This is a genomic window from Mesorhizobium denitrificans, assembly GCF_003403035.1.
Taxonomy (GTDB): Bacteria; Pseudomonadota; Alphaproteobacteria; order Rhizobiales; family Rhizobiaceae; genus Mesorhizobium_G; species Mesorhizobium_G denitrificans.
This window is the reverse complement of the sequence record NZ_QURN01000011.1, coordinates 52,227-72,437: the sequence shown is the minus strand read 5'-3', so window position 1 is coordinate 72,437 and position 20,211 is coordinate 52,227. Positions and strand designations below refer to the sequence as shown.

At 59.9% G+C, this 20,211-nt stretch carries 18 protein-coding genes and 1 pseudogene; 17 read left to right on the top strand and 2 right to left on the bottom strand.

Annotated elements, in window-relative coordinates; all coding sequences use genetic code 11:
- The first annotated feature begins 78 nt into the window (after positions 1-78).
- The gene (locus tag DY251_RS14690; protein ID WP_116624670.1) at positions 79-945 is read left to right on the top strand and encodes a quinoprotein dehydrogenase-associated SoxYZ-like carrier; all 867 of its coding nucleotides are present in this window, start codon (positions 79-81) and stop codon (positions 943-945) included.
- On the opposite strand, the gene DY251_RS14685 is transcribed toward DY251_RS14690, so the two are convergent.
- A complete protein-coding gene (locus DY251_RS14685; RefSeq protein WP_116624669.1) occupies positions 942-1,298 on the bottom strand; it encodes a hypothetical protein in 357 nt (118 codons plus the stop codon). The genes DY251_RS14690 and DY251_RS14685 overlap by 4 nt on opposite strands.
- A 652-nt stretch (positions 1,299-1,950) precedes the next feature.
- Between DY251_RS14685 and DY251_RS21970 the strand changes: the two are divergent.
- The 5 genes and pseudogenes from DY251_RS21970 to DY251_RS14665 all read left to right on the top strand — a co-directional run.
- Positions 1,951-2,496: pseudogene (locus tag DY251_RS21970) on the top strand (outer membrane protein assembly factor BamB family protein); the annotation flags it as partial.
- Positions 2,445-3,854: a PQQ-dependent dehydrogenase, methanol/ethanol family gene (locus DY251_RS14680; protein ID WP_425373303.1), complete on the top strand. Its 1,410-nt coding sequence runs from the start codon at positions 2,445-2,447 to the stop codon at positions 3,852-3,854. The pseudogene DY251_RS21970 and the gene DY251_RS14680, both read left to right, overlap by 52 nt.
- Before the next feature lie 158 nt (positions 3,855-4,012).
- Positions 4,013-4,540 carry a c-type cytochrome, methanol metabolism-related gene (locus DY251_RS14675; protein ID WP_116624668.1) on the top strand — a complete coding sequence of 176 codons (528 nt, stop codon included), beginning with the start codon at positions 4,013-4,015 and terminating at the stop codon, positions 4,538-4,540.
- A gap of 10 nt (positions 4,541-4,550) precedes the next feature.
- Positions 4,551-5,393: a substrate-binding domain-containing protein gene (locus DY251_RS14670; RefSeq protein ID WP_199498842.1), complete on the top strand. Its 843-nt coding sequence runs from the start codon at positions 4,551-4,553 to the stop codon at positions 5,391-5,393.
- A 208-nt stretch (positions 5,394-5,601) separates the two neighbouring features.
- The gene (locus DY251_RS14665; RefSeq protein WP_116624666.1) at positions 5,602-6,123 is read left to right on the top strand and encodes a PQQ-dependent catabolism-associated CXXCW motif protein; all 522 of its coding nucleotides are present in this window, start codon (positions 5,602-5,604) and stop codon (positions 6,121-6,123) included.
- A 93-nt stretch (positions 6,124-6,216) separates the two neighbouring features.
- Here the strand turns inward: DY251_RS14665 and DY251_RS14660 are convergent, their stop codons facing one another.
- Complete coding sequence (locus DY251_RS14660; RefSeq protein WP_116624665.1) at positions 6,217-7,374, bottom strand: dihydrodipicolinate synthase family protein; 1,158 nt, start codon at positions 7,372-7,374, stop codon at positions 6,217-6,219.
- A 175-nt stretch (positions 7,375-7,549) separates the two neighbouring features.
- Here DY251_RS14660 and DY251_RS14655 point away from each other — a divergent pair, with 175 nt between their 5' ends.
- The 11 genes from DY251_RS14655 (at position 7,550) to DY251_RS14605 (ending at position 20,199) form a co-directional block, all read left to right on the top strand.
- Complete coding sequence (locus tag DY251_RS14655; protein ID WP_116624749.1) at positions 7,550-8,587, top strand: LacI family DNA-binding transcriptional regulator; 1,038 nt, start codon at positions 7,550-7,552, stop codon at positions 8,585-8,587.
- Positions 8,584-9,588 (top strand): Gfo/Idh/MocA family protein, encoded by a 1,005-nt coding sequence (locus tag DY251_RS14650; protein ID WP_116624664.1) that lies wholly within the window; start codon positions 8,584-8,586, stop codon positions 9,586-9,588. Before DY251_RS14655 ends, DY251_RS14650 begins: the two co-directional genes overlap by 4 nt.
- A gap of 2 nt (positions 9,589-9,590) precedes the next feature.
- On the top strand, positions 9,591-11,177 hold the full coding sequence (locus DY251_RS14645) for an acyl CoA:acetate/3-ketoacid CoA transferase (protein WP_116624748.1): 1,587 nt from the start codon (positions 9,591-9,593) through the stop codon (positions 11,175-11,177).
- Complete coding sequence (locus DY251_RS14640) at positions 11,170-11,940, top strand: enoyl-CoA hydratase/isomerase family protein (RefSeq protein ID WP_116624663.1); 771 nt, start codon at positions 11,170-11,172, stop codon at positions 11,938-11,940. The genes DY251_RS14645 and DY251_RS14640 overlap by 8 nt, the downstream gene beginning before the upstream one ends.
- A gap of 11 nt (positions 11,941-11,951) precedes the next feature.
- Complete coding sequence (locus DY251_RS14635) at positions 11,952-13,484, top strand: aldehyde dehydrogenase family protein (protein ID WP_116624662.1); 1,533 nt, start codon at positions 11,952-11,954, stop codon at positions 13,482-13,484.
- Between the two features lie 35 nt (positions 13,485-13,519).
- On the top strand, positions 13,520-14,770 hold the full coding sequence (locus DY251_RS14630) for an ABC transporter substrate-binding protein (RefSeq protein WP_170971416.1): 1,251 nt from the start codon (positions 13,520-13,522) through the stop codon (positions 14,768-14,770).
- 247 nt (positions 14,771-15,017) lie between these two features.
- Positions 15,018-15,935 carry a carbohydrate ABC transporter permease gene (locus DY251_RS14625; protein WP_170971411.1) on the top strand — a complete coding sequence of 306 codons (918 nt, stop codon included), beginning with the start codon at positions 15,018-15,020 and terminating at the stop codon, positions 15,933-15,935.
- The gene (locus DY251_RS14620) at positions 15,932-16,813 is read left to right on the top strand and encodes a carbohydrate ABC transporter permease (protein ID WP_116624660.1); all 882 of its coding nucleotides are present in this window, start codon (positions 15,932-15,934) and stop codon (positions 16,811-16,813) included. Before DY251_RS14625 ends, DY251_RS14620 begins: the two co-directional genes overlap by 4 nt.
- A 6-nt stretch (positions 16,814-16,819) precedes the next feature.
- The gene (locus tag DY251_RS14615) at positions 16,820-17,935 is read left to right on the top strand and encodes an ABC transporter ATP-binding protein (protein WP_116624659.1); all 1,116 of its coding nucleotides are present in this window, start codon (positions 16,820-16,822) and stop codon (positions 17,933-17,935) included.
- A 3-nt stretch (positions 17,936-17,938) separates the two neighbouring features.
- The gene (locus DY251_RS14610; RefSeq protein WP_116624658.1) at positions 17,939-19,441 is read left to right on the top strand and encodes a GMC oxidoreductase; all 1,503 of its coding nucleotides are present in this window, start codon (positions 17,939-17,941) and stop codon (positions 19,439-19,441) included.
- Positions 19,438-20,199 (top strand): 3-ketoacyl-ACP reductase, encoded by a 762-nt coding sequence (locus DY251_RS14605; RefSeq protein WP_116624657.1) that lies wholly within the window; start codon positions 19,438-19,440, stop codon positions 20,197-20,199. The genes DY251_RS14610 and DY251_RS14605 overlap by 4 nt, the downstream gene beginning before the upstream one ends.
- The last annotated feature ends 12 nt before the right edge of the window (positions 20,200-20,211 follow it).

The following is a 20,211-nucleotide window of genomic DNA, read 5'->3' as shown; positions in this document are numbered from 1 at the left end:
AGATTGCCATCATCGTTCGCGGCGGCTATCATCCCAACCAGCCAAGGGCACCACCAGTTCATTCCGGTGGAGGCATCAATGCCAGCGAAAGTTAAGGTCAAACGCCAAGCCGTTTCGCCCGTCGCCCATTATTTGACTCTTTTGGTGTTCGCGCTTGGCGTGCTCGTCGTACTAACGGCATACGCATCCGCGCAGCAAACACCAGCCTCATCGGAGCAAGTTTGGCTGTCTCTTAAGGACGATGTTTTCGGAGATCGCGCTATCGTTCTGGATGATGGCGTGGTGCGTGTCGAAGCGCCGAAGCGCGCGCAGGATGCTGCAATCGTGCCGGTGGATATCTTTCTCGATCCAGCCAAGGCACCCGAAGGCGTCAAGACCGTCACAATGATTATCGACGTGAACCCCGCGCCGGTTGCCGCGAAATTCGATATCGGCAAGGACGCCGGCATCACGCATATTTCGACCCGCGTGCGTGTGAACGACTATTCATACATCCGCGCCATCGCCGAAACAGCCGATGGCAAGCTCCACATGTCCCAGACCTTTATCAAGGCATCGGGTGGCTGCTCTGCGCCTGCCGCAAAAAACTCGAAGGAAGCGCTCGCAGCGATGGGGCAAATGAAGCTTCGTCAGTTCGAGAGTACGGAAAACATGAGCAAGGCTGAAGAATTGCAACTCATGATCCGCCATCCGAACAATTCCGGGCTGCAGCGCGACCCGCTGACTCAATATTTCATCCCGGCGCATTTCGTGGACAAGCTCAGCGTATCGCAGGGCGACCGCCTGATCCTCGCGATGGAGGGTGGAATCTCGATTTCCGAAGATCCGAATTTCCGTTTTGATTTTACCGCGCAGGGCAAGGAACCGCTCAAGGTCATCGCCAGCGATACGGAAGGCAAGCAGTTCGAAAGCGAGTGGCCGCTGACCACGCCTGTTTCAAACTAGAAGCAGCGAATCTCCGCTTCTGCTTGCGCGCGCTTCAATTCCGCGCCTGCAGCCTTGGCTGGCGGGCTTTCCCTGAACAGCCCGGCGGCCTCACCTGTCGTCAGCGCCATGCGCCGAAACGTCTCAGCAGCAACATAATCGTCATAGGGAACGATGGACGCCACCACGTCGATTGAGCACGAACACCGCTCAAGCGCCTCGCGCGTCTCGCCATTCGACTTCATGCAGGCGTAGACATAATCGGCAACTGCGGTGGTCGGGTAATCCGCTGCCGCGTGTGCGGAAACCGGGCTGAGACAAAAACCCAGCGCCGCACCAAGCACCGCAATCGAGGCACTCATTTTCGAAAACATGAGTCTTCTCCTATGGGCTTCAGTTTCGACATTCAGCGCTCACCGTCAACACAATCAAATTCGACCAAAGAAGGAGACGGCATTGTCGCACCTCTGGAGCCCTTCCCCGCATCGGCACGCCATGATTTCAGTTTATCTTTGCTCTCGCTAAAGCAGCGGCAAGCAGGCTGCGCAGCCCGAGCATCCGCCGGAGGCCATCGAATTATACGTAAAATCAAATCGCAATGAATAAAGATTATTTTGTTCTACCGCCAATATCTATAAACGCCGGAGCATCGTTATCATCAGCGAACACAACAAATTAATAGTACATACTCGCTGGAACCTAGGCTATCTATTGTTGGGTTCACCTTCATATTGCGATGCAAAATTAGATATATGCGACGCAACACGCCCGAAAAGTTTTTTGCTTGCGCCCTGCATATTAATAACATAGCCTTTGAACTGTTTCCGGCTTCAAGGGCGTCACCGTCATAGGGAGCGGCGACAGCCTTTCGTAGGCCAAGTGAGGTGGGCAGCAATGGTGCCCTCTGCTCACCTGGCTTAGGTCGTGACACGCTGCCGGAAATACTTCCCACCACATGGATCGCTTGCGCGAACCCCTTGGGGTTCGATGATCGATTCTTCGTTGTGAATCTCGGGAGGATATCGAATGCGTGTACTTAAAAATGCCACCCATCTCCTATCAGCCACCGCATTGCTCGTATGCGCATCGGCCGTTGGAGCGTGGGCAAATGAGGAACTGGAAAAACTTTCGGCAGACCCCAAGAACTGGGCCATGCCTACGGGCGATTACGCGAATACTCGCTACTCCAAGCTTGATCAGATCAATAAAGACAATGTGAAGAACCTGCAGGTCAAATGGACCTTCTCGACCGGCGTTCTGCGCGGTCATGAAGGCGGCCCGTTGGTCATTGGCGACGTGATGTATGTGCACACGCCATTTCCGAACATCGTCTACGCGCTCGATCTGAACAATGACGGCAAGATTCTGTGGAAGTATGAGCCGAAGCAGGACCCGAACGTCATTCCAATCATGTGCTGCGACACGGTGAACCGTGGTGTTGCATATGGCGACGGCAAGATCATTCTGAACCAGGCCGACACGATGCTTACGGCGCTCGACGCCAAGACTGGCAAGGTCGTTTGGTCGGTCAAGAATGGCGATCAGACAGACGGCGGCAAGGGCGAATCCTCGACCCACGCGCCAATCATCGTGAAGGACAAGGTCATCGTCGCATTTCCGGCGGCGAGTTTGGCGTTCGCGGCTGGGTTGCTGCCTACAGTCTCAAGGATGGCAAGCAGGTCTGGCGCGGATACTCGATGGGACCGGATGCAGACACGCTGCTCGATCCTGAAAAGACCACACAGCTCGGCAAGCCTGTCGGCAAGGATTCCGGCATCTCGACCTGGGAAGGCGAGCAATGGAAAACTGGCGGCGGCTCAACCTGGGGCTGGTATTCCTATGATCCGAAGTCAAATCTTGTTTTCTACGGCTCCGGTAACCCGTCAACCTGGAACCCGGTACAGCGTCCCGGAGATAACCGTTGGTCAATGACCATTTTCGCGCGCGATGTGGATACGGGCGTTGCCAAGTGGGTCTACCAGATGACCCCACATGATGAATGGGACTACGATGGCGTCAACGAAATGATGCTCGTCGACGGCATGGAGGTCAACGGCGCGAAGCATAACGTTCTGGTCCACCCGGACCGTAACGGTTTTGCCTACACGCTTGATCGCGATACCGGCGAACTGCTTGTTGCCAAGAAGTATGACCCTGCAGTCAACTGGGCGACGGAAGTCGTTATGGACAAGAACAGCGATCAGTATGGTCGTCCGCAAGTGGTCGACAAATACTCGACGCAGTTCAACGGTGAAGACGTGAACACGACGGGCATCTGCCCCGCCGCGCTCGGCACGAAGGACCAACAGCCTTCGTCCTACTCGCCGAAAACTGGCCTCTTCTACATTCCGACGAACCACGTCTGCATGGACTATGAGCCATATCGGGTAAGCTACACGGCCGGCCAGCCTTATGTGGGCGCAACCGTGTCGATGTATCCTGCACCGAACAGCCATGGCGGCATGGGCAATTTCATTGCCTGGGATGCTTCTAAGGGTGAAATCGTCTGGTCAGTACCGGAGCAATTCTCGGTATGGTCCGGCGCTCTCTCGACGGCTGGCGACATAGTGTTCTACGGAACCCTGGAAGGCTATCTCAAGGCAGTCGATAACAACGGCAAGGAACTCTACAAGTTCAAGACGCCGTCGGGCATTATCGGCAACGTCAACACCTATGAGCATGGCGGCAAGCAGTATATCGGCGTGCTGTCAGGCGTTGGTGGCTGGGCCGGCATCGGTCTGGCAGGTGGTCTGCTTGCTCCGGAAAACGCTGCCGCATGGCAGACTGCTGTTGCCGGTGACAAGGCGCCAGACGCCAATGCAGAAGCGTCAGTTTCGACCGCAGGTCTAGGTGCGGTCGGCGGTTATGCCGGTCTTGCGCAGTACACCGCGCTCGGTGGCCAGCTTACCGTCTTCGGCCTCCCAGACTGAGTCCACGTGCTCCAGCCGCGCCCACGGGTGCGGCTGGAGATGCGAGAGCCCGTACCCTCTGATCGGGCTCTCGATTTTCGCCACACACCCACAATGCACCTGTCATCGCCGCATCACGACAGACGAGCTTTGTCCGTGGCGTAAGAAACGAGGAACATATGAAATTCGGTAAAGCGCTTCTCCTGCTCACATTGTCCGGCGCAGTCTTTGCTCCCACGCAGATCACTTTTGCGCAGGACAGCATCGAGAAAGCGAAGGCCGTTCGTGATGAAGACGGCAAATATTACGACGCGGACGGCAACCCTACTTTCAATATCCAGCCTGACGGCACGGTCGACTGGTACACGTTCAGCGGCTATCGCCGCTACCATTCCGATTGCCACGTTTGTCACGGCCCCGATGGCGTAGGCTCCAGCTACGCTCCCGCACTTGTCGATTCACTCAAGACCATGGACTACGGCACGTTCCTGTCCATCGTTGCCGAAGGTCGCAAGAATGTCGGCGGCGGCAAGGAAAACGTGATGCCCGCCTTTGGCGACAACAAGAACGTCTATTGCTACATGGACGATCTCTATATTTATCTTCGCGCGCGCGCCGTGGGTGCTGCCCCACGCGGTCGTCCGCCGAAGAAGGAAGACAAGTCGCAGGCCGCAAAAGAGCAGGAAAAATCCTGCATGGGCGGATGATATGCGCACCATGCGCAAGCAGATAATCAGCCTGACACTGGCCTTGGCGATCCTGCCTGGGTCTGTCTACGCACAAACCGCCGGCCTTGGCGCGGCGGGCGAACTGGTGGATCCCGATGTGCTGCGCGTATGCGCGGACCCGGCAAATCTGCCCTTCACCGACGAAAAGGGCGAAGGTTACGAAAACAAGCTTGCCCAACTCGTGGCCGAAAAGACCGGCCGCAAGTCGATCAGCTACACATGGTTCCCGATGGTCATGGGCTTCGTGCGCAATACGCTGCGCGCCAATCGCTGCGATATCATCATGGGTTACGCGCAGGGTGACGAGCTGGTGCAGAACACCAATGCCTATCTGCGTGCGCCTTACGTCCTGATGTATAAGAAGGGAGGTCCGCTGGAAGGCGTCGAAACCATCGAAGACCCCAAGCTCGCGGACAAGCGCGTCGGGGTAGTGCAAAGCACGCCGCCCGCCTCGAACATGGCCAAGGCGAACCTCATGAAGAAGGCAAAGATCTATGACTTGATGCGCGACACGCGCTTCACCCATTCGCCTGCCGAACTCATGATCAAGGACATCGAATCCGGCGAGATCGACGCCGCGGTTGTATGGGGCCCGATGGGCGGCTATTTCGCCAAGCAGATGAAGGCCGACCTCGCTATTGTTCCGCTTACCAAAGAGACAACCGGCTCACGCATGATCTATCGCATCACCATGGGCGTTCGCCCTTCCGATCAGGAATGGAAGCGCACGCTGAACACGGTGATCCGTGAAAACCAGCCAGCGATAAACAAGATCCTTCTCGATTACGGCGTGCCGCTTATCGATGAGCAGAACCGGCCCATCACGGAATAGCGCGGGCGCTGTCATGGGGAAGATGCCCCTCATCCGCCTGCCAGCACCTTCTCCCGCAAGGAGAGAAGGCAGCAGTGTCAACGCATCGCAAATTCTGCAGCGTCTGCGATTTAATTCGACGTCTCAACGATCCACCTTCTCACCTTGCGGGAGAAGGTGCCGACAGGCGGATGAGGGGTCAGCAGCGCGCTTACTTTGTAGAATTTTCATGCTGCTCGCGCTTCTGGTCCCAACCCCACTCCACGCCGAAACCGCCGCGGAGCCTTCCGACTACCGCATGGACGAATACCGCGCGCCGGTTCCTGCAACGCTTAAAGGCGCGCGGGTCGTCACCACCGCCGAAGCTGAAAAACTATGGCGCGAAAAGGCCGCTGTTTTCTTTGACGTCATGCCCCGCACGCCCAAGCCCGCCAATCTACCGCAGGGTACCATCTGGCGCGACAAACCGCGCTCCGGTATCCCCGGCAGCATCTGGCTTGCAAATGTCGGCTATGGTGAAATCAACGCCGAGACAGAAGCGTATTTCCGAAAGGGTATCGACGCACAGATTGGCACGGACAAATCGCATCCGATTCTGTTTTACTGCATGACCAATTGCTGGATGTCGTGGAACGCCGCGAAGCGCGCCGTCGCATGGGGATACACCTCTGTGCTCTGGTATCCCCTGGGCTCGGATGGCTGGGAAAAAGCCGGCCTGCCATTGGTTGAAGAACAGCCCTACGCGCCTTAGCTCCAGAAATTGCGAGACGTCGCCACTTCTCCCTTCTCCCCGTTTACGGAGAGAGGCGAGTTGCATCAACATTTCTGCGAAATCGGAACCTTCTCAAGCCACACCCGCCGCGGCGCACAGCGCTTTCATCCGCTGCACGGCTTTGTCAGGATCAGCCAGCAATCCTGCCACATCGGCCAACCTGAAAATCTCGGCATAATGCGCAATCGGCCGCGCGGACTGCATACCGCCCACCATCTGGAAATGGTCCTGATGGCCGTTGAGCCATGCAAGAAACACCACGCCCGCCTTGTAATACTGCGTCGGCGCCTCGAATATCTTCCGCGACAGCGGCACGGTCGGGCCGAGCAGCGCGTGGAACCCGGCTTCATCACCCTGTGCGAGTTTCGCCAGTGCGGCATTGGCGACGGGTGCAATCGCGTCAAATATTCCAAGCAGCGCGTGCGAGTGCCGCTGACCATCCCCGGCAATCAATTCCGCATAGTTGAAATCGTCGCCAGTAAACATCATCACGCCGTCCGGCAGACGGTCGCGCAACGCCACTTCCTTCTCCGTCTCGAGAAGCGAAATCTTGATGCCTTCGACCTTGTCCTTATGCCGCTCGATGATGGCCACCACTGTATCCAGCGCCGGTCCGAAATAGCCGCTGCCCCAATAACCTTTCAGCGCAGGATCGAACATGTCGCCGAGCCAGTGCAGAACCACCTTGTTCGACGCCTGGGACAAAATCCGATCATACACCGAGGCGTAATCGTCCGGCCCGCGCGCCACGGCGGCAAGCGCACGGCTTGCCATCATGATCGTCTTGCCGCCTTGCCCCTCGATAAACTCAAACTGCTCCTCATAGGCTCGGATCACGTCGTCCAGCGAGCGAGCATCGCCCGGCGCAAGTTGATCCGTACCAGCCCCCGACGCCAAATCTGCGCCCGGCACCGTGCGCGCTTCGGCAATCGAGCGGCGGATCAATTCCTTCGCGCTGCCCCAGTCGAAGCCCATTCCGCGCTGTGACGTGTCCATCGCCTCCGCGATTCTAAATCCCAGCCGCCACAAGTGATGACGGAACGCCATGGTGCGATCCCAGTCGACCGCAGCAACCGACCAGGGATCGTTCGTGCCAAACGGATCGGCCACAACATGCGCCGCCGCATAGGCCACCCGATTGAACTCAGCGCCCGGCAAGCCCGCAACAGGCGTACCCGCCAGCCGGTAGGCTTCAACGCTTCCGTTCTGCAATGGCAGGTTGATTTGCATGGCTTTCCTCCGTAGCCTCCGGCGTCTATAATAGGAACGTTCCAATTGTTCAAGTAGCAACTAAGCGCCTATTTCCCGTCAAAAACCCGTCAATATCTTTATTTTTCGGACCCCGCTTGACTCAACTCTAACGCGAATTTAGAACGTTCCAACGATTTGGGAGGAATTGACCGTCGTGACTTTGCGCGACAAGGCAACGATTTTGGACATCGCCCGCGAGGCCGGTGTTTCGAAATCCACCGTCTCGCTGGTGCTTCAGGGCAGCGGTCTCATCCGCCCTGACACAGCCGCGAAAGTGCGCAAGGCAATTGCCGACACTGGCTACGTTTACAATCGCGGCGCGGCGAATCTGCGCAAGGCGCAGTCGAACGTCATCGGCATGGTCATCCACGACCTCACCAATCCGTTCTACGCAGAGCTTGCTGTCGGCATGGAGCGCGCATTCCAGTCGGCGGGCGTTGTTCCCTTCATCGCCAACACCGCGGAAAACCCGATCCGTCAGGATCAGGTGTTGAAGTCAATGCTCGAACAGGGTGCGGCCGGCCTCATCATCGCGCCAACGCGCAACACGCAGCCGGAAGCGCTGCGCCGCATCGAGCAGGCCGGCGTGCCGGTCATCACCATCATGCGCCGCCTGCCGGAAAGCCGTCTGCCTGTCGTCGCGCCCGACAATGTGCGCGGTGGCGCGCTTGCTGCCGAACACCTCATCGGCAAGGGCCATCGCCGCCTTGCTTTTCTCGGCGGTCACGCAGACCTCTCCGTCTATCAGGAGCGCTTGCAAGGTTTCCGCGACACCTGTCTGCGCCTCGGCATACCCGAAGGCGACATCACGATTATCGAGGGCGAGACGAACCGCATGGGCGGCATGGCCTGCCTCAATGCCGCTGTGGAGCGCCCAGACCACCCCACCGCCGCGCTGTGCTTCAATGATGCTGTCGCCTTTGGCGTCATGATTGCGCTGCGCAAGCGCGGCCTTGAGCCAGCGCGCGATTTCGCGGTCGTCGGTTTCGACGATGTGGTTGAGGCGCAGCATTACATTCCCGCGCTCACCAGCATATCGGTCGATACCGCCAGCCTTGGCGAGCGCGCGGCGCACACGGTTCTCAAGATGATGCAAACCCGCACAACGCGTGCGGAAGACCAGATCGGCTCGGTCACGCTGATCGTTCGCGATAGCTGCGGTCCCAACCGCGCGATGGGAGATGTTAAATGACGATTCGCTGGGGTCTCATCGGCGCGAGCACTATCGCGAAGCAATATATGATCGACGCGATCCGCGCGCAGGCGGATGGTGAAGTCGTATCCGTCATGAGCTCCAGCGCTGACCGTGCCGCGTCCTATGCGAAGGAAAACCACATCACCAAGGGCGTGGATTCGCTCGACGCTTTGCTGAGCAGCGGCGTGGACGCCGTCTACATCTCCACCACCAATGAGTTGCATCTGGAGCAGGCCGTCGCGGCTGCCAGGGCTGGCAAGCACGTCATGTGCGAAAAGCCGCTGGCGCTCACCAGCGCTGACGCCCGCAAGATTCTCACCGCCTGCAAGGAAGCTGGCGTCGTGCTCGGCACCAATCACCATTTGCGCAATGCCGGCGCGCACCGCGCCATGCGTGAGGCCATTGCCGCTGGCCGCATTGGCAAGCCGGTCGCCGCGCGCGTGTTCCACTCTGTTTATCTCCCTGCGCATCTCCAAGGCTGGCGCATAACGAAGCCCGAAGCAGGCGGCGGCGTTGTGCTGGACATCACCGTGCATGATGCCGACACGCTGCGCTTCGTACTTGGCGACGACCCCACCGAAATCACCGCGATCACGCAGTCGTCGGGCATGGCCTCCGGCGGTCTGGAAGATGGCGCAATGTGTCTGTGGCGGTTCAAATCCGGCGTCATCGCGCAATCGCATGAGGGCTTCACGACGAAATTCGCGGGCACCGGCTTTGAGGTTCACGGTACGGAAGGTTCGCTCTTCGCCAAAGACGTCATGACCCAGAACCCAATCGGCACGGTCACACTGCGCACCGAAAAGGGTGACGAAGAACTGAACTTCGACCGCGAGGGTCTTTATGTGCGCTCGCTGCGCGCCTTCCACGCCGCCATCCGTGGCCAAGGCCAACCCGCCGCCACCGGCGAGGATGGCGTCTGGTCGCTCGCATCGGCAGAAGCCGCGCTTCAATCGGCGAAATCCGGCAAAGCCGTCGCCATCAATCCGGGGCTTTGATTGTGAGCAAGCAGACCACTTTCGAAAAAGCTGCAAAGCTCATAGCGGATGGCGCGATTGTCTCCGTTTCGTCATCCAGCGGCCTTGGCTGCCCGGATGCGATGCTGGCCGCCATCGGTAAGCGCTTTGAGGCCGAAGGCCATCCGCGCGACATCACCACACTGCACCCCATCGCGGCGGGCGACATGTCGGGCATCAAGGGCATCGATCATCTCGCCAAGCCGGGCCTCCTGAAAAAGACGCTGTGCGGCTCATATCCGTCCGGCCCTTCTTCCGCCGAGCCGCCGCTCATCTGGCAGATGATCGGAAGCAATGAGGTTGCCGCCTACAACATCCCCTCCGGCATTTTGTTCGATATGCACCGCGAAGCCGCCGCCAAGCGTCCCGGCGTGTTGACCAAGGTCGGCCTCGATACCTTTGTCGACCCGCGCCATCAAGGTTGCGCCATGAACGACGCTGCGAGCGATCCGGTCGTGCGCATAGAGCAGTTCGACGGCGAGGAATGGCTCTACTTCCCGGCCATTGCGCCGCATGTCTCGATCATCCGCGCCACCACTGCGGATGAGCGCGGCAACCTTACTTACGAGCACGAAGGCGCTTATCTCGGCGCACTGGAACAGGCGCTTGCTGCGCGCAACAATGGCGGTGTCGTCATCGCTCAGGTCAAGCGCGTCGTCGAAAACGGCACGCTCAAGCCGCATGATGTGCGCGTGCCCGGCGTTCTGGTCGATCACATCGTTGTCGATCCCGACCAGTTGCAGACCACGCAGACGCCATACGACCCCGCGATTTCCGGCGAGATTTTCCGCCCGCTCTCGACCTTCCGCACTCCGGAACTCAACATCCAGAAGGTCATTGCCCGTCGCGTCGCGATGGAATTGCGCGACGGCTGGGCGGTCAACATTGGCTTCGGCATTTCGGCAAACGTGCCGCGCATCCTTCTGGAAGAAGGCCAGCACGGCAAGGTCACATGGGTCATCGAGCAGGGCGCTGTAGGCGGCGTTCCGCTGCTGGACTTCAAGTTCGGCTGCGCATCCAATGCCGAGGCCATCATGCCTTCGCCGCATCAATTCATCTATTTTCAGGCAGGCGGCTTCGATGCCTCGCTGCTCTCCTTCCTGCAAATCGACCGCCACGGCTGTGTCAACGTCTCGCGCCTCTCCGCTCGCCCACATGTCACGGCAGGCGCAGGCGGCTTTGTTGACATCACCTCCCGCGCCAAGAAGGTCGTGTTCTCCGGCTTCTTCAATGCAGGCGCAAAGCTGTCCATCTCAGATGGCGGCCTGCGCATCGATCAGGAGGGCAAGGTCAAGAAGATCGTGGAGGAGGTCGAGCACATCTCTTTCTCTGGCAAGCGTGCCGTCGCGCAGGGGCAGGACATCACCTATGTCACCGAGCGTTGCGTCATGAAGCTGACGCCAGATGGCCTCATGGTCACGGAAATCGCGCCCGGCGTGAACCTCGAACGCGACGTGCTGGCTCAGTCGGAAATCCCGCTGCTGATCGCCAAGGATTTGCGCACCACGCCGCAGGCACTGTTTGGCGAAGCACATATCGGCCTCGACCTTACGGGAGCCGCCAATGGCTGATCTTGTAACCTTCGAGCAGAATGGGCCAATCGGCACCATCACCTTGCGCCGTCCTGAAAAATTCAACGCGCTCGACATTGCGATGCTCGACGCCCTCAACGCCGCGCTCGACGCCGCCGAACAGTCCGACGCGCGCGTCGTACTTCTGCGCGGCGAGGGCAAAGGCTTTTGTGCAGGTGGCGACGTTGAGGCATGGTCCAGGCTGTCCGCCGCTGATTTCCAGATCAAATGGGTGCGCCACGGCCATCGCGTATTCGACCGTCTCGCGCGCCTCCGGCAACCTGTCATCGCTGTGCTTTCAGGCCATGCCCTTGGCGGAGGGCTTGAGCTTGCGGCCTGCGCGGATTTCCGCGTCGCCGAATCGCACGTAAAAATTGGCCTGCCCGAAACCTCCATCGGCGTCGTTCCCGGCTGGTCCGGTACGCAGCGCACTGTCCGTCGTTTCGGCGCGCAGATCGTTCGGCGCATGGCGCTTGGCGGCGAAATTTTCCTTGCCGACGAAGCCCTCTTGCACGGCCTCGTGGACAAGGTTTTCCGAACCGGATCCGCATTGGAAGAAGCCAGGGCTTGGGCGTTGCGCATTGCAGCGCGCGGCCCGCTGGCAACCGAAGCCGCCAAGATGATGATCGGCATAGCCGAGGGCGAGGAAGTCTCCCACGCTGCAGAAGCGCTCGCCAGCGGCTTCATCGCCATGACGGGTGATCTTCAGGCGGGCATCTCTGCCTTCAAGGAAAAGCGCGCTGCCGCTTTTGAGCGCGAATAGGAATATCATTGATGAACGCTCCCCTCTCCATCCAGCTTCCGGCAGAAGCCAAATCAGGCCCCCGCGCCTACAAGCTTCTGATCGACGGAAAATTCGTTGACGCTGCTGACGGGCGCACCGTCGAGCGCGTCTCGCCGGGCCACGGCTTTGCCGTATCGCGCTATGCACTCGCCTCCGGCGTCGATGTCGAAAGCGCGATCCTGGCAGCGCATAAAGCATTCGAGACTGGTCCGTGGCCGCGCTTGAAGGCTGGCGAACGCGCCGCCATCCTGCTCCGCGCCGCTGATCTCATCGAAAGCCGCCTTGAGGAAATCGCCCGCCTCGACGCGCTGGAATCCGGCAAGCCTATCGCGCAGGCGCGGGGTGAAATCGCAGGCGCCGCCGACATCTGGCGCTACGCCGCCTCGCTTGCCCGCACCCTGCACGGCGAGTCCTACAGCAATCTCGGAGACGCCATGCTCGGCGTTGTCTTGCGTGAGCCAGTCGGCGTCGTTTCCATCATTACGCCGTGGAACTTCCCGTTTCTCATCGTCAGCCAGAAGCTGCCTTTCGCGCTCGCCGCAGGCTGCACCGCTGTCGTCAAGCCCAGCGAGATGACCTCGGCCTCCACCCTCGTCCTTGGCGAAATCCTGATGGAAGCCGGTCTACCTGCAGGCGTCGCAAACATCGTGGTCGGTTATGGCAGTGATGTCGGCGCGCCGATGGTCAACCATCCGCTCGTCGAGATGGTGTCCTTCACCGGCTCCACGCGCGTCGGCAAGCTCACCATGGCTACCGCGGCCCAGTCCCTGAAAAAAGTCTCGATGGAACTCGGCGGCAAGAACGGCCAGATCGTTTTCCCAGATGCCGATCTCGAAGCCGCCGCCGATGCAGCCGTATTCGGCGGCTTCTTCAACGCAGGCGAATGCTGCAATGCGGGCAGCCGCCTGATCGTCCACGAAGCCATCGCCAGCGATTTCCTCGCCGCCGTCAAATCACTCGCGGCAACCGTGCCGGTCGGCGATCCGCTGGACGAGCGCACCAAGGTCGGCGCAATAATCTCGCACGACCATCTCGGCAAGATTCTCGGCTATCTGGAAATCGCAGAGCAGCAAGGCGCAATCTTGGCCGAAGGCGGCAAGCCCGCCACATCCAACGCAGGCGATTATCTTGCCCCAACCATCGTTTCCGGCGTGAAACCGGACATGGCAATTGCTTCAGAAGAGGTATTCGGCCCTGTACTTTCCGTGCTCACCTTTAAAACGATTGAAGAGGCGTTGCACATCGCCAACAATACGCCCTATGGTTTGTCTGCCGGGGTGTGGAGCGCCAGCATTGACACATGCATGACCGTAGCGCGCGGGGTCAGGACAGGAACCGTCTGGGTGAACACCTTCATGGACGGTTATCCTGAATTGCCGTTCGGTGGCTACAAGCAATCCGGCATCGGGCGCGAGCTCGGCAAGCGTGCGGTGGAGGATTACACCGAGGAAAAGACTATTCAATTTCACAAAGGTCCGCGCACATCGTGGTGGGCGGCCAGTGTGGGGAACCGTCCCGGCTAAGCCGGGCGCAATCGCAACTCAGGGAGGTACTCATGTTGCGTAAACTGCTGATCGGAACAATGCTTTCAGGTGCTCTGACTGCCGGCTATGCCGCGCCGTCATTCGCCGACGAAGTCGAAGTGCTGCACTGGTGGACGTCTGGCGGCGAAGCTGCCGCTCTCGACGTTCTCAAGAAGAAGCTCGAAAGCCAGGGCGTCACCTGGAAGGACATGCCGGTTGCAGGCGGCGGCGGCGAAGCTGCCATGACCGCGCTGCGCGCCCGCGTCACCGCAGGCGATCCGCCAACCGCCGTTCAGGCGCTCGGCTTCGACATCACTGACTGGGCCAAGCAGGGCGTTGTCGGCGATCTGACGGACATCGCCACCAAGGAAGGTTGGGACAAGGTCATCCCGGCTGCCCTCCAGCAGTTCTCCAAATATGACGGCAAGTGGATTGCCGCTCCGGTGAACGTCCACTCCACCAACTGGATCTGGATCAACAAGAAGGCGCTCGACGCTGCTGGCGGCAAGGCTCCTGAAACGTGGGACGAGCTGATCGCCGTTCTCGACAAGATGAAGGCCAACGGCATTTCGCCAATCGGCCACGGTGGTCAGGCTTGGCAGGACGCGACGATCTTCGACGCGGTCGTCCTCGCTGAAGGCACCGACTTCTACAAGCAGTCGATGATCGATCTCGATCCGGCAGCGCTCAACAGCGACAAGATGGTCGAAGTGTTCGATCATATGGCCAAGCTGCGCGAATATGTGGACGCCGACTTCTCCGGTCGTGACTGGAACCTCGCTTCGGCAATGGTCATCGAAGGCAAGGCAGGCATGCAGTTCATGGGTGACTGGGCAAAGGGCGAATTCCTCAAGGCCGGCCAGAAGCCGGGCGTTGATTTCGTCTGCATCCGCTTCCCCGGCACACAGGGCGCCGTCACGTTCAACTCCGACCAGTTCATGATGTTCAAGGTTGGCGATGCGGAGAAGAAGGCTCAGGACCTGATGGCTTCGGACATTGAGAGCCCGGACTTCCAGTCGGCATTCAACGTGGTCAAGGGTTCGGCCCCGGCTCGTACGGACGTTCCGAACACCGCTTTTGACGATTGCGGCAAGAAGGCCATCGCTGACCTCGCCGAAGCCGACAAGAACGGCAAGCTGTTCGGTTCGATGGCACACGGCCACGCCAACCCGGCTGCGGTGAAGAACGCGATGTATGACGTCATCACGCGTCACTTCAACGGCGAGATGGACTCCAAGGCCGCCGCTGCGGCTCTGGCTGAAGCCGTCGCTGCTGCGAAGGGCTAAGGAAGCGGTTCGCGCCCATTTGGCGCTGCCCCTCACCCTTGCCCTCTCCCCGTAAAAGGGGAGAGGGGGACAGAAACGTTGAGGCACACGGGCAACGAATGCGGCACTGAAAAGTGTTTGCAGCGCAGCCGCTTCGCTCCTCTCCCCGTTTGCGGGGAGAGGATGCCGGCAGGCAGGTGAGGGGCAGCACAACCGCTCCCGCTAAACCGCCTCATCAAGCACTCTCCACTCCACAGGAGAACCGAACATGGCAATGACGACTACTGCGCAGACGGCGGCGAAAAATCCGCGCGCAACTTTGCAGGACTGGCTGCCCAAGCTGGTGCTTGCGCCGAGCTTCGCGCTTATCCTGCTGTTCGTTTACGGGTTCATCCTGTTCACAGCGGTGCTGTCTTTCACCGGCTCGAAGCTGCTGCCTGACTTCTCCGCCTGGGTCGGCTTCAACAATTACGTGCGCTTGTTCAACCACCCGAACTGGATCACGTCGCTCAAAAACCTCGCCATTTTCTCCTTCCTCTACATCGTCATATGCAGTGTTCTGGGCCTCGGCCTTGCCATTCTGCTCGACCAGAAAATCCGCGGCGAAGGTGTGCTGCGCCCGATCTATCTTTACCCGATGGCGCTGTCCTTCATCGTCACCGGCGTTGCGTGGAAATGGTTCCTCGACCCCGGCATCGGCCTTGAACACGTCATGCATCTGTGGGGCTGGGAAAGCTTCTCATTCCGCTGGATCAAGGACGGCAAAATGGCGATCTACACAATCGTCATCGCCGCGATCTGGCAATCATCCGGCTTTGTCATGGCCATGTTCCTCGCGGGCCTGCGCGGTGTAGACAACGAAGTCATCAAGGCCGCGCAGATCGACGGCGCCTCGACGATCACCATCTATCGCCGCATCATCATCCCGCTCATGCGTCCGGTTTTCCTGTCTGCTTTCGTCGTGCTCGCGCACCTTGCAATCAAGTCTTACGACCTTGTCGTCGCCATGACTGACGGCGGTCCCGGCACGGCCACATGGACCCCGGCGCTCTTCATGCAGAAATTCACCTTCGGACGAAACGAGATGGGCATGGGCGCATCGTCAGCCATCATCATGATGATCATGATCTTCTCGATCATCGTGCCCTACCTCTACTCCGAACTCGGCGGAGGCAAAAAGCAATGAGCGTCCCGTCTCAAGATAACGCGGCGCGCACCGGCATCTTTGCCCGCGCGATAATCTACAGCGCGCTGATACTGTTCGCGATCTATTACCTGCTGCCGCTCTACGTGATGCTGGTGAACTCGCTGAAGCCGCTGGACGAAATCCGTCAGGGCAACATGCTGTCGCTGCCGCAGCAATGGACCTTCGAGCCGTGGCGCTCGGCATGGTCCACCGCGCAGATCGGCGTGTCGCCCACCGGCCTGAAACCATACTTCCTGAACTCGATCATGATGGTCGCGCCAGCTGTCGCGCTGTCCACCATTCTCGGCGCGCTGAACGGCTACGTGCTGACGAAATGGCGCTTCAAGGGCGACAACCTCGTTTTCGGCCTCATGCTGCTTGCCTGCTTCATTCCATTCCAGATCGTGCTGATCCCGTCCGCACGCATCCTCGGCATACTCGGATTGGCTGGTTCCATTCCCGGCCTGATTCTGATCCATATGGTCTACGGCCTCGGCTTCACGACGCTTTTCTTCCGCAACTATTATGAAGCCTTCCCGACGGAACTCATCCGCGCAGCCCAGATCGACGGTGCGTCCTTCTTCCAGATTTTCCGGCGCATCCTGCTGCCCTCTTCGGGGCCGATCATCGTCGTCACGGTCATCTGGCAGTTCACCAATATCTGGAACGACTTCCTCTTCGGCTCGTCCTTCTCCAGCGTGGACTCCATTCCCATCACGGTCGCGCTGAACAACCTCGTCAACTCATCGACGGGCGTGAAGGAATACAACGTGCACTTTGCGGGCGCGATCCTCGCGGCGCTCCCCACCCTCATCGTTTACATCGTCTCCGGGCGCTATTTCGTTCGCGGCCTTATGGCCGGCGCGGTCAAGGGATAATCGGCCATGTCCTTTTTGCAAATCAACGAACTGCACAAGTCTTTCGGCGCAACGCACATCCTGAAAGGCATAAATCTCGAAATCGAGGAAGGTGGCTTCCTCGTTCTCGTCGGCCCGTCCGGTTGCGGCAAGTCCACTTTGCTCAACACCATTGCCGGCCTGGAACCCATCACCAGCGGCGAAATCCGCATCAACGGAAATCAGGTCAACGACCTGCATCCATCGAAGCGCGACATTGCGATGGTGTTCCAGTCCTACGCGCTCTATCCAAACATGACCGTTGGTCAGAACATCGCCTTCGGCATGGAGATTCGCGGCGTGCCGAAAGCCGAGCGCGACAAGGCCATCGCCGATGTCGCCAACCTTCTGCAAATCGGCCATCTGCTGGACCGCAAGCCGAGCCAGCTTTCCGGCGGCCAGCGCCAGCGCGTCGCGATGGGCCGCGCGCTTGTTCGCGACCCGCAAGTGTTCCTGTTTGATGAACCGCTGTCGAATCTCGACGCCAAGCTGCGCATCGATATGCGCACGGAGATCAAGCGTCTGCATCAGCGCATGAAAACGACCATCGTCTATGTCACGCACGATCAGATCGAGGCTATGACGCTGGCGACCAAGATCGCCGTGCTCAAGGATGGTTTGCTGCAGCAATTCGGCACGCCCGCCGAAATCTACAATGATCCGGTCAATATGTTCGTGGCTGATTTCATGGGCTCGCCAGCCATGAACCTCGTGCCTGCAACAATCGTTACCGAAGGCAACAAGCTCGCGGTCAAGCTCGACCGAGGCGAACGCCAGCCCATCCTCCTGCCACTCTCCGGTGGGCCCGCTGGCCTATCCGCCTATAACGGCAAGAAAGTCATTTTCGGCATCCGCCCGGAAGCGCTCACCGACCCGGACGGGGCAGATCGCAACGCCAGCCAGCTTGCAACTGCCGATTGTCACATCGAAGTGGTGGAACCCGCCGGTTCGGACACGTTCGCGGTCACCGCGCTTGGTGGCAAGCACGTTGTGGCCCGCCTGCGCGCCGACGCAAACGTCAAGCCAGGCACCACGACACCGCTGGCCTTCAACCTCACCAAAGCGGTGTTCTTCGACCCTGAAAGCCAGAATCGTATCTCCTGAGCCATGCAGCCGGATATCGTCATCATTGGCTCCGGCATGGGCGGAGCGACCATCGCCAGTGGTCTTGTCGGCTCGGGCGCGAAGGTGCTCATCCTTGAAAAAGGCGAGCGCCTGCCCGATACGCCGGAGACGCGCGATGCGCGCGCCATCTTCCAGCACGGCCATTTCCGACCAAAGGAAATGTGGCTCGATGCCGATGGCAACAGCTTCAATCCCGGCAACTATCACGTCGTCGGCGGCAACACGAAGTTCTATGGCGCGGTGCTGTTCCGCTACCGTCGCGAGGACTTTTCCGAATTGGAATTTCCGGGCGGCGGCGTTTCCCCCGCATGGCCGTTTGCCTATGAAGAACTGGAGCCGTGGTATTCGCGCGCCGAACAGCTCTATCAGGTGCGCGGCACGACAGCCGAAGACCCGACCGAGCCGTTCCACTCCACCGCCTACCCTCACGCGCCGGTGCCTGACGAACCTGCCATCGCTGCGGTGCGAGCGCGGCTGAAGTCCGTAGGGCTACACCCCGCCAGCCTGCCGCTCGGCGTCGACATCGACCGCTGGTTGGCGCGGGCGCGCACCCCGTTCGATGCCTATCCCGACACGCTGACGGGCAAGATGGACGCCGAAAGTTGCGGACTGGACGCCGCCCTGACGGACCCCGATATTCAGCTAATGACCGGCGCGGAGGTTCTGCGACTGGAAACGGACGCGGAAAATCGCATCAGCGCTATCGTCTATCGCCACGAGGGCGAGGAAAAGCGCCTGTCGCCCAAGCTGGTTATCCTGTCGGCGGGCGCGATCCGCTCCGCCACGCTGCTGCTAAGCTCGGCCAACGGGCGCAATCCGAACGGCCTCGCCAACAGTTCCGATCAGGTTGGTCGCAATTTCATGAACCACAACGCGACCTTCATGCTCGCGGTGGACCCCCGCACAGTCAATGATTCCGTCTATCAGAAGACCCTGCATTTCAACGATTTCTATTTTGACGACGGCAACGGTTCTGGGCCGCTCGGCCAGGTGCAATTGCTTGGCCGCGTCACTGCACCGGTCCTGAAAAGTCGGCTCCGCGCCGTGCCGGAATTCGCGCTGAACATGCTGAGTCGCCGCTCCGTAGATTGGTATCTCGTATCGGAAGACTTGCCGCGCAAGGAAAGCCGCGTGCGGCTCGACGGTCAGCAGGTCATCCTCGAATGGCGCTTCTCCAACATGAAGGCGCATGAAATGCTGGTGGCGCGCGTGAAGGAGCGTATGCGCGCCGCAGGCTACCCCATTCTGCTCAGCCAGCTCGTTGACGGTCGCCTGCCGTCGCATCAGTGCGGCACGACGCGCATCGGCACCGACCCCGCGCAATACGTCTCGGATCCATGGTGCCGCAGCTACGATCATCGCAACCTGTTCATCGTTGATGCCGGTTTGCTGCCCACATCGGCGGCGGTTAACCCGTCGCTGACTGTCGCTGCACAGGCGTTGCGCGTCGCCGACTACATACGCAAGACGGAGCTTGCCGCATGAGCCGCCCGGTCGCATTCGTCACAGGCGCGTCACGCGGCATCGGCCTCGCCTGCGCCGAAGTCCTCGCACAACATGGCTTCGACCTGTTTGTCGCCGACCTCGCCGACCACCCCTCTGCGGAACTCACGCATCGCATGGAAGAAGCCGGAGCTTCGATGCTCTACCGTCAGGCCGACATTTCCGATCTCGACGGACACGAGGCTCTTGCTGCTACCTGCGCTGACCGCCTCGGCCCGATCGCCTGTCTCGTCAACAATGCAGGCATCGGCGCGCCCGTGCGTGGTGACCTGCTGGGCCTGCTCCCGGAAAACTTCGACAAGGTGATGAACATCAACCTGCGCGGCACTGTGTTTCTTACGCTCGCGGTTGCGCGCCAGATGCTCGCGCAACCGGCAGATCACGCGCGCAGTATCATCACGATCACCTCTGTCAGCGCCGAGATGGCGTCGCCGGAACGCAGCGATTACTGCATTTCCAAGGCCGCGCTTTCCATGTGGGTCAAGAATCTCGCGATCCGCCTCGCGCCTGAAAATGTCGGTGTGTTCGAGGTCCGCCCCGGCATCATCCGCACCGACATGACGGCAGGCGCCGCCGCCAAATACGACAGGCTCATTGCAGAAGGCTTTGTGCCAGCCAGCCGCTGGGGCGAGGCCGTGGATATCGGCGCGGCGGTGGCTGCGCTCGCCACCGGCAAGCTAGGTTTCGCAACCGGCTCCGTGCTCAACCTCGACGGCGCGCTTTCCGTGCCGCGCTTGTGACTATGGAACGAT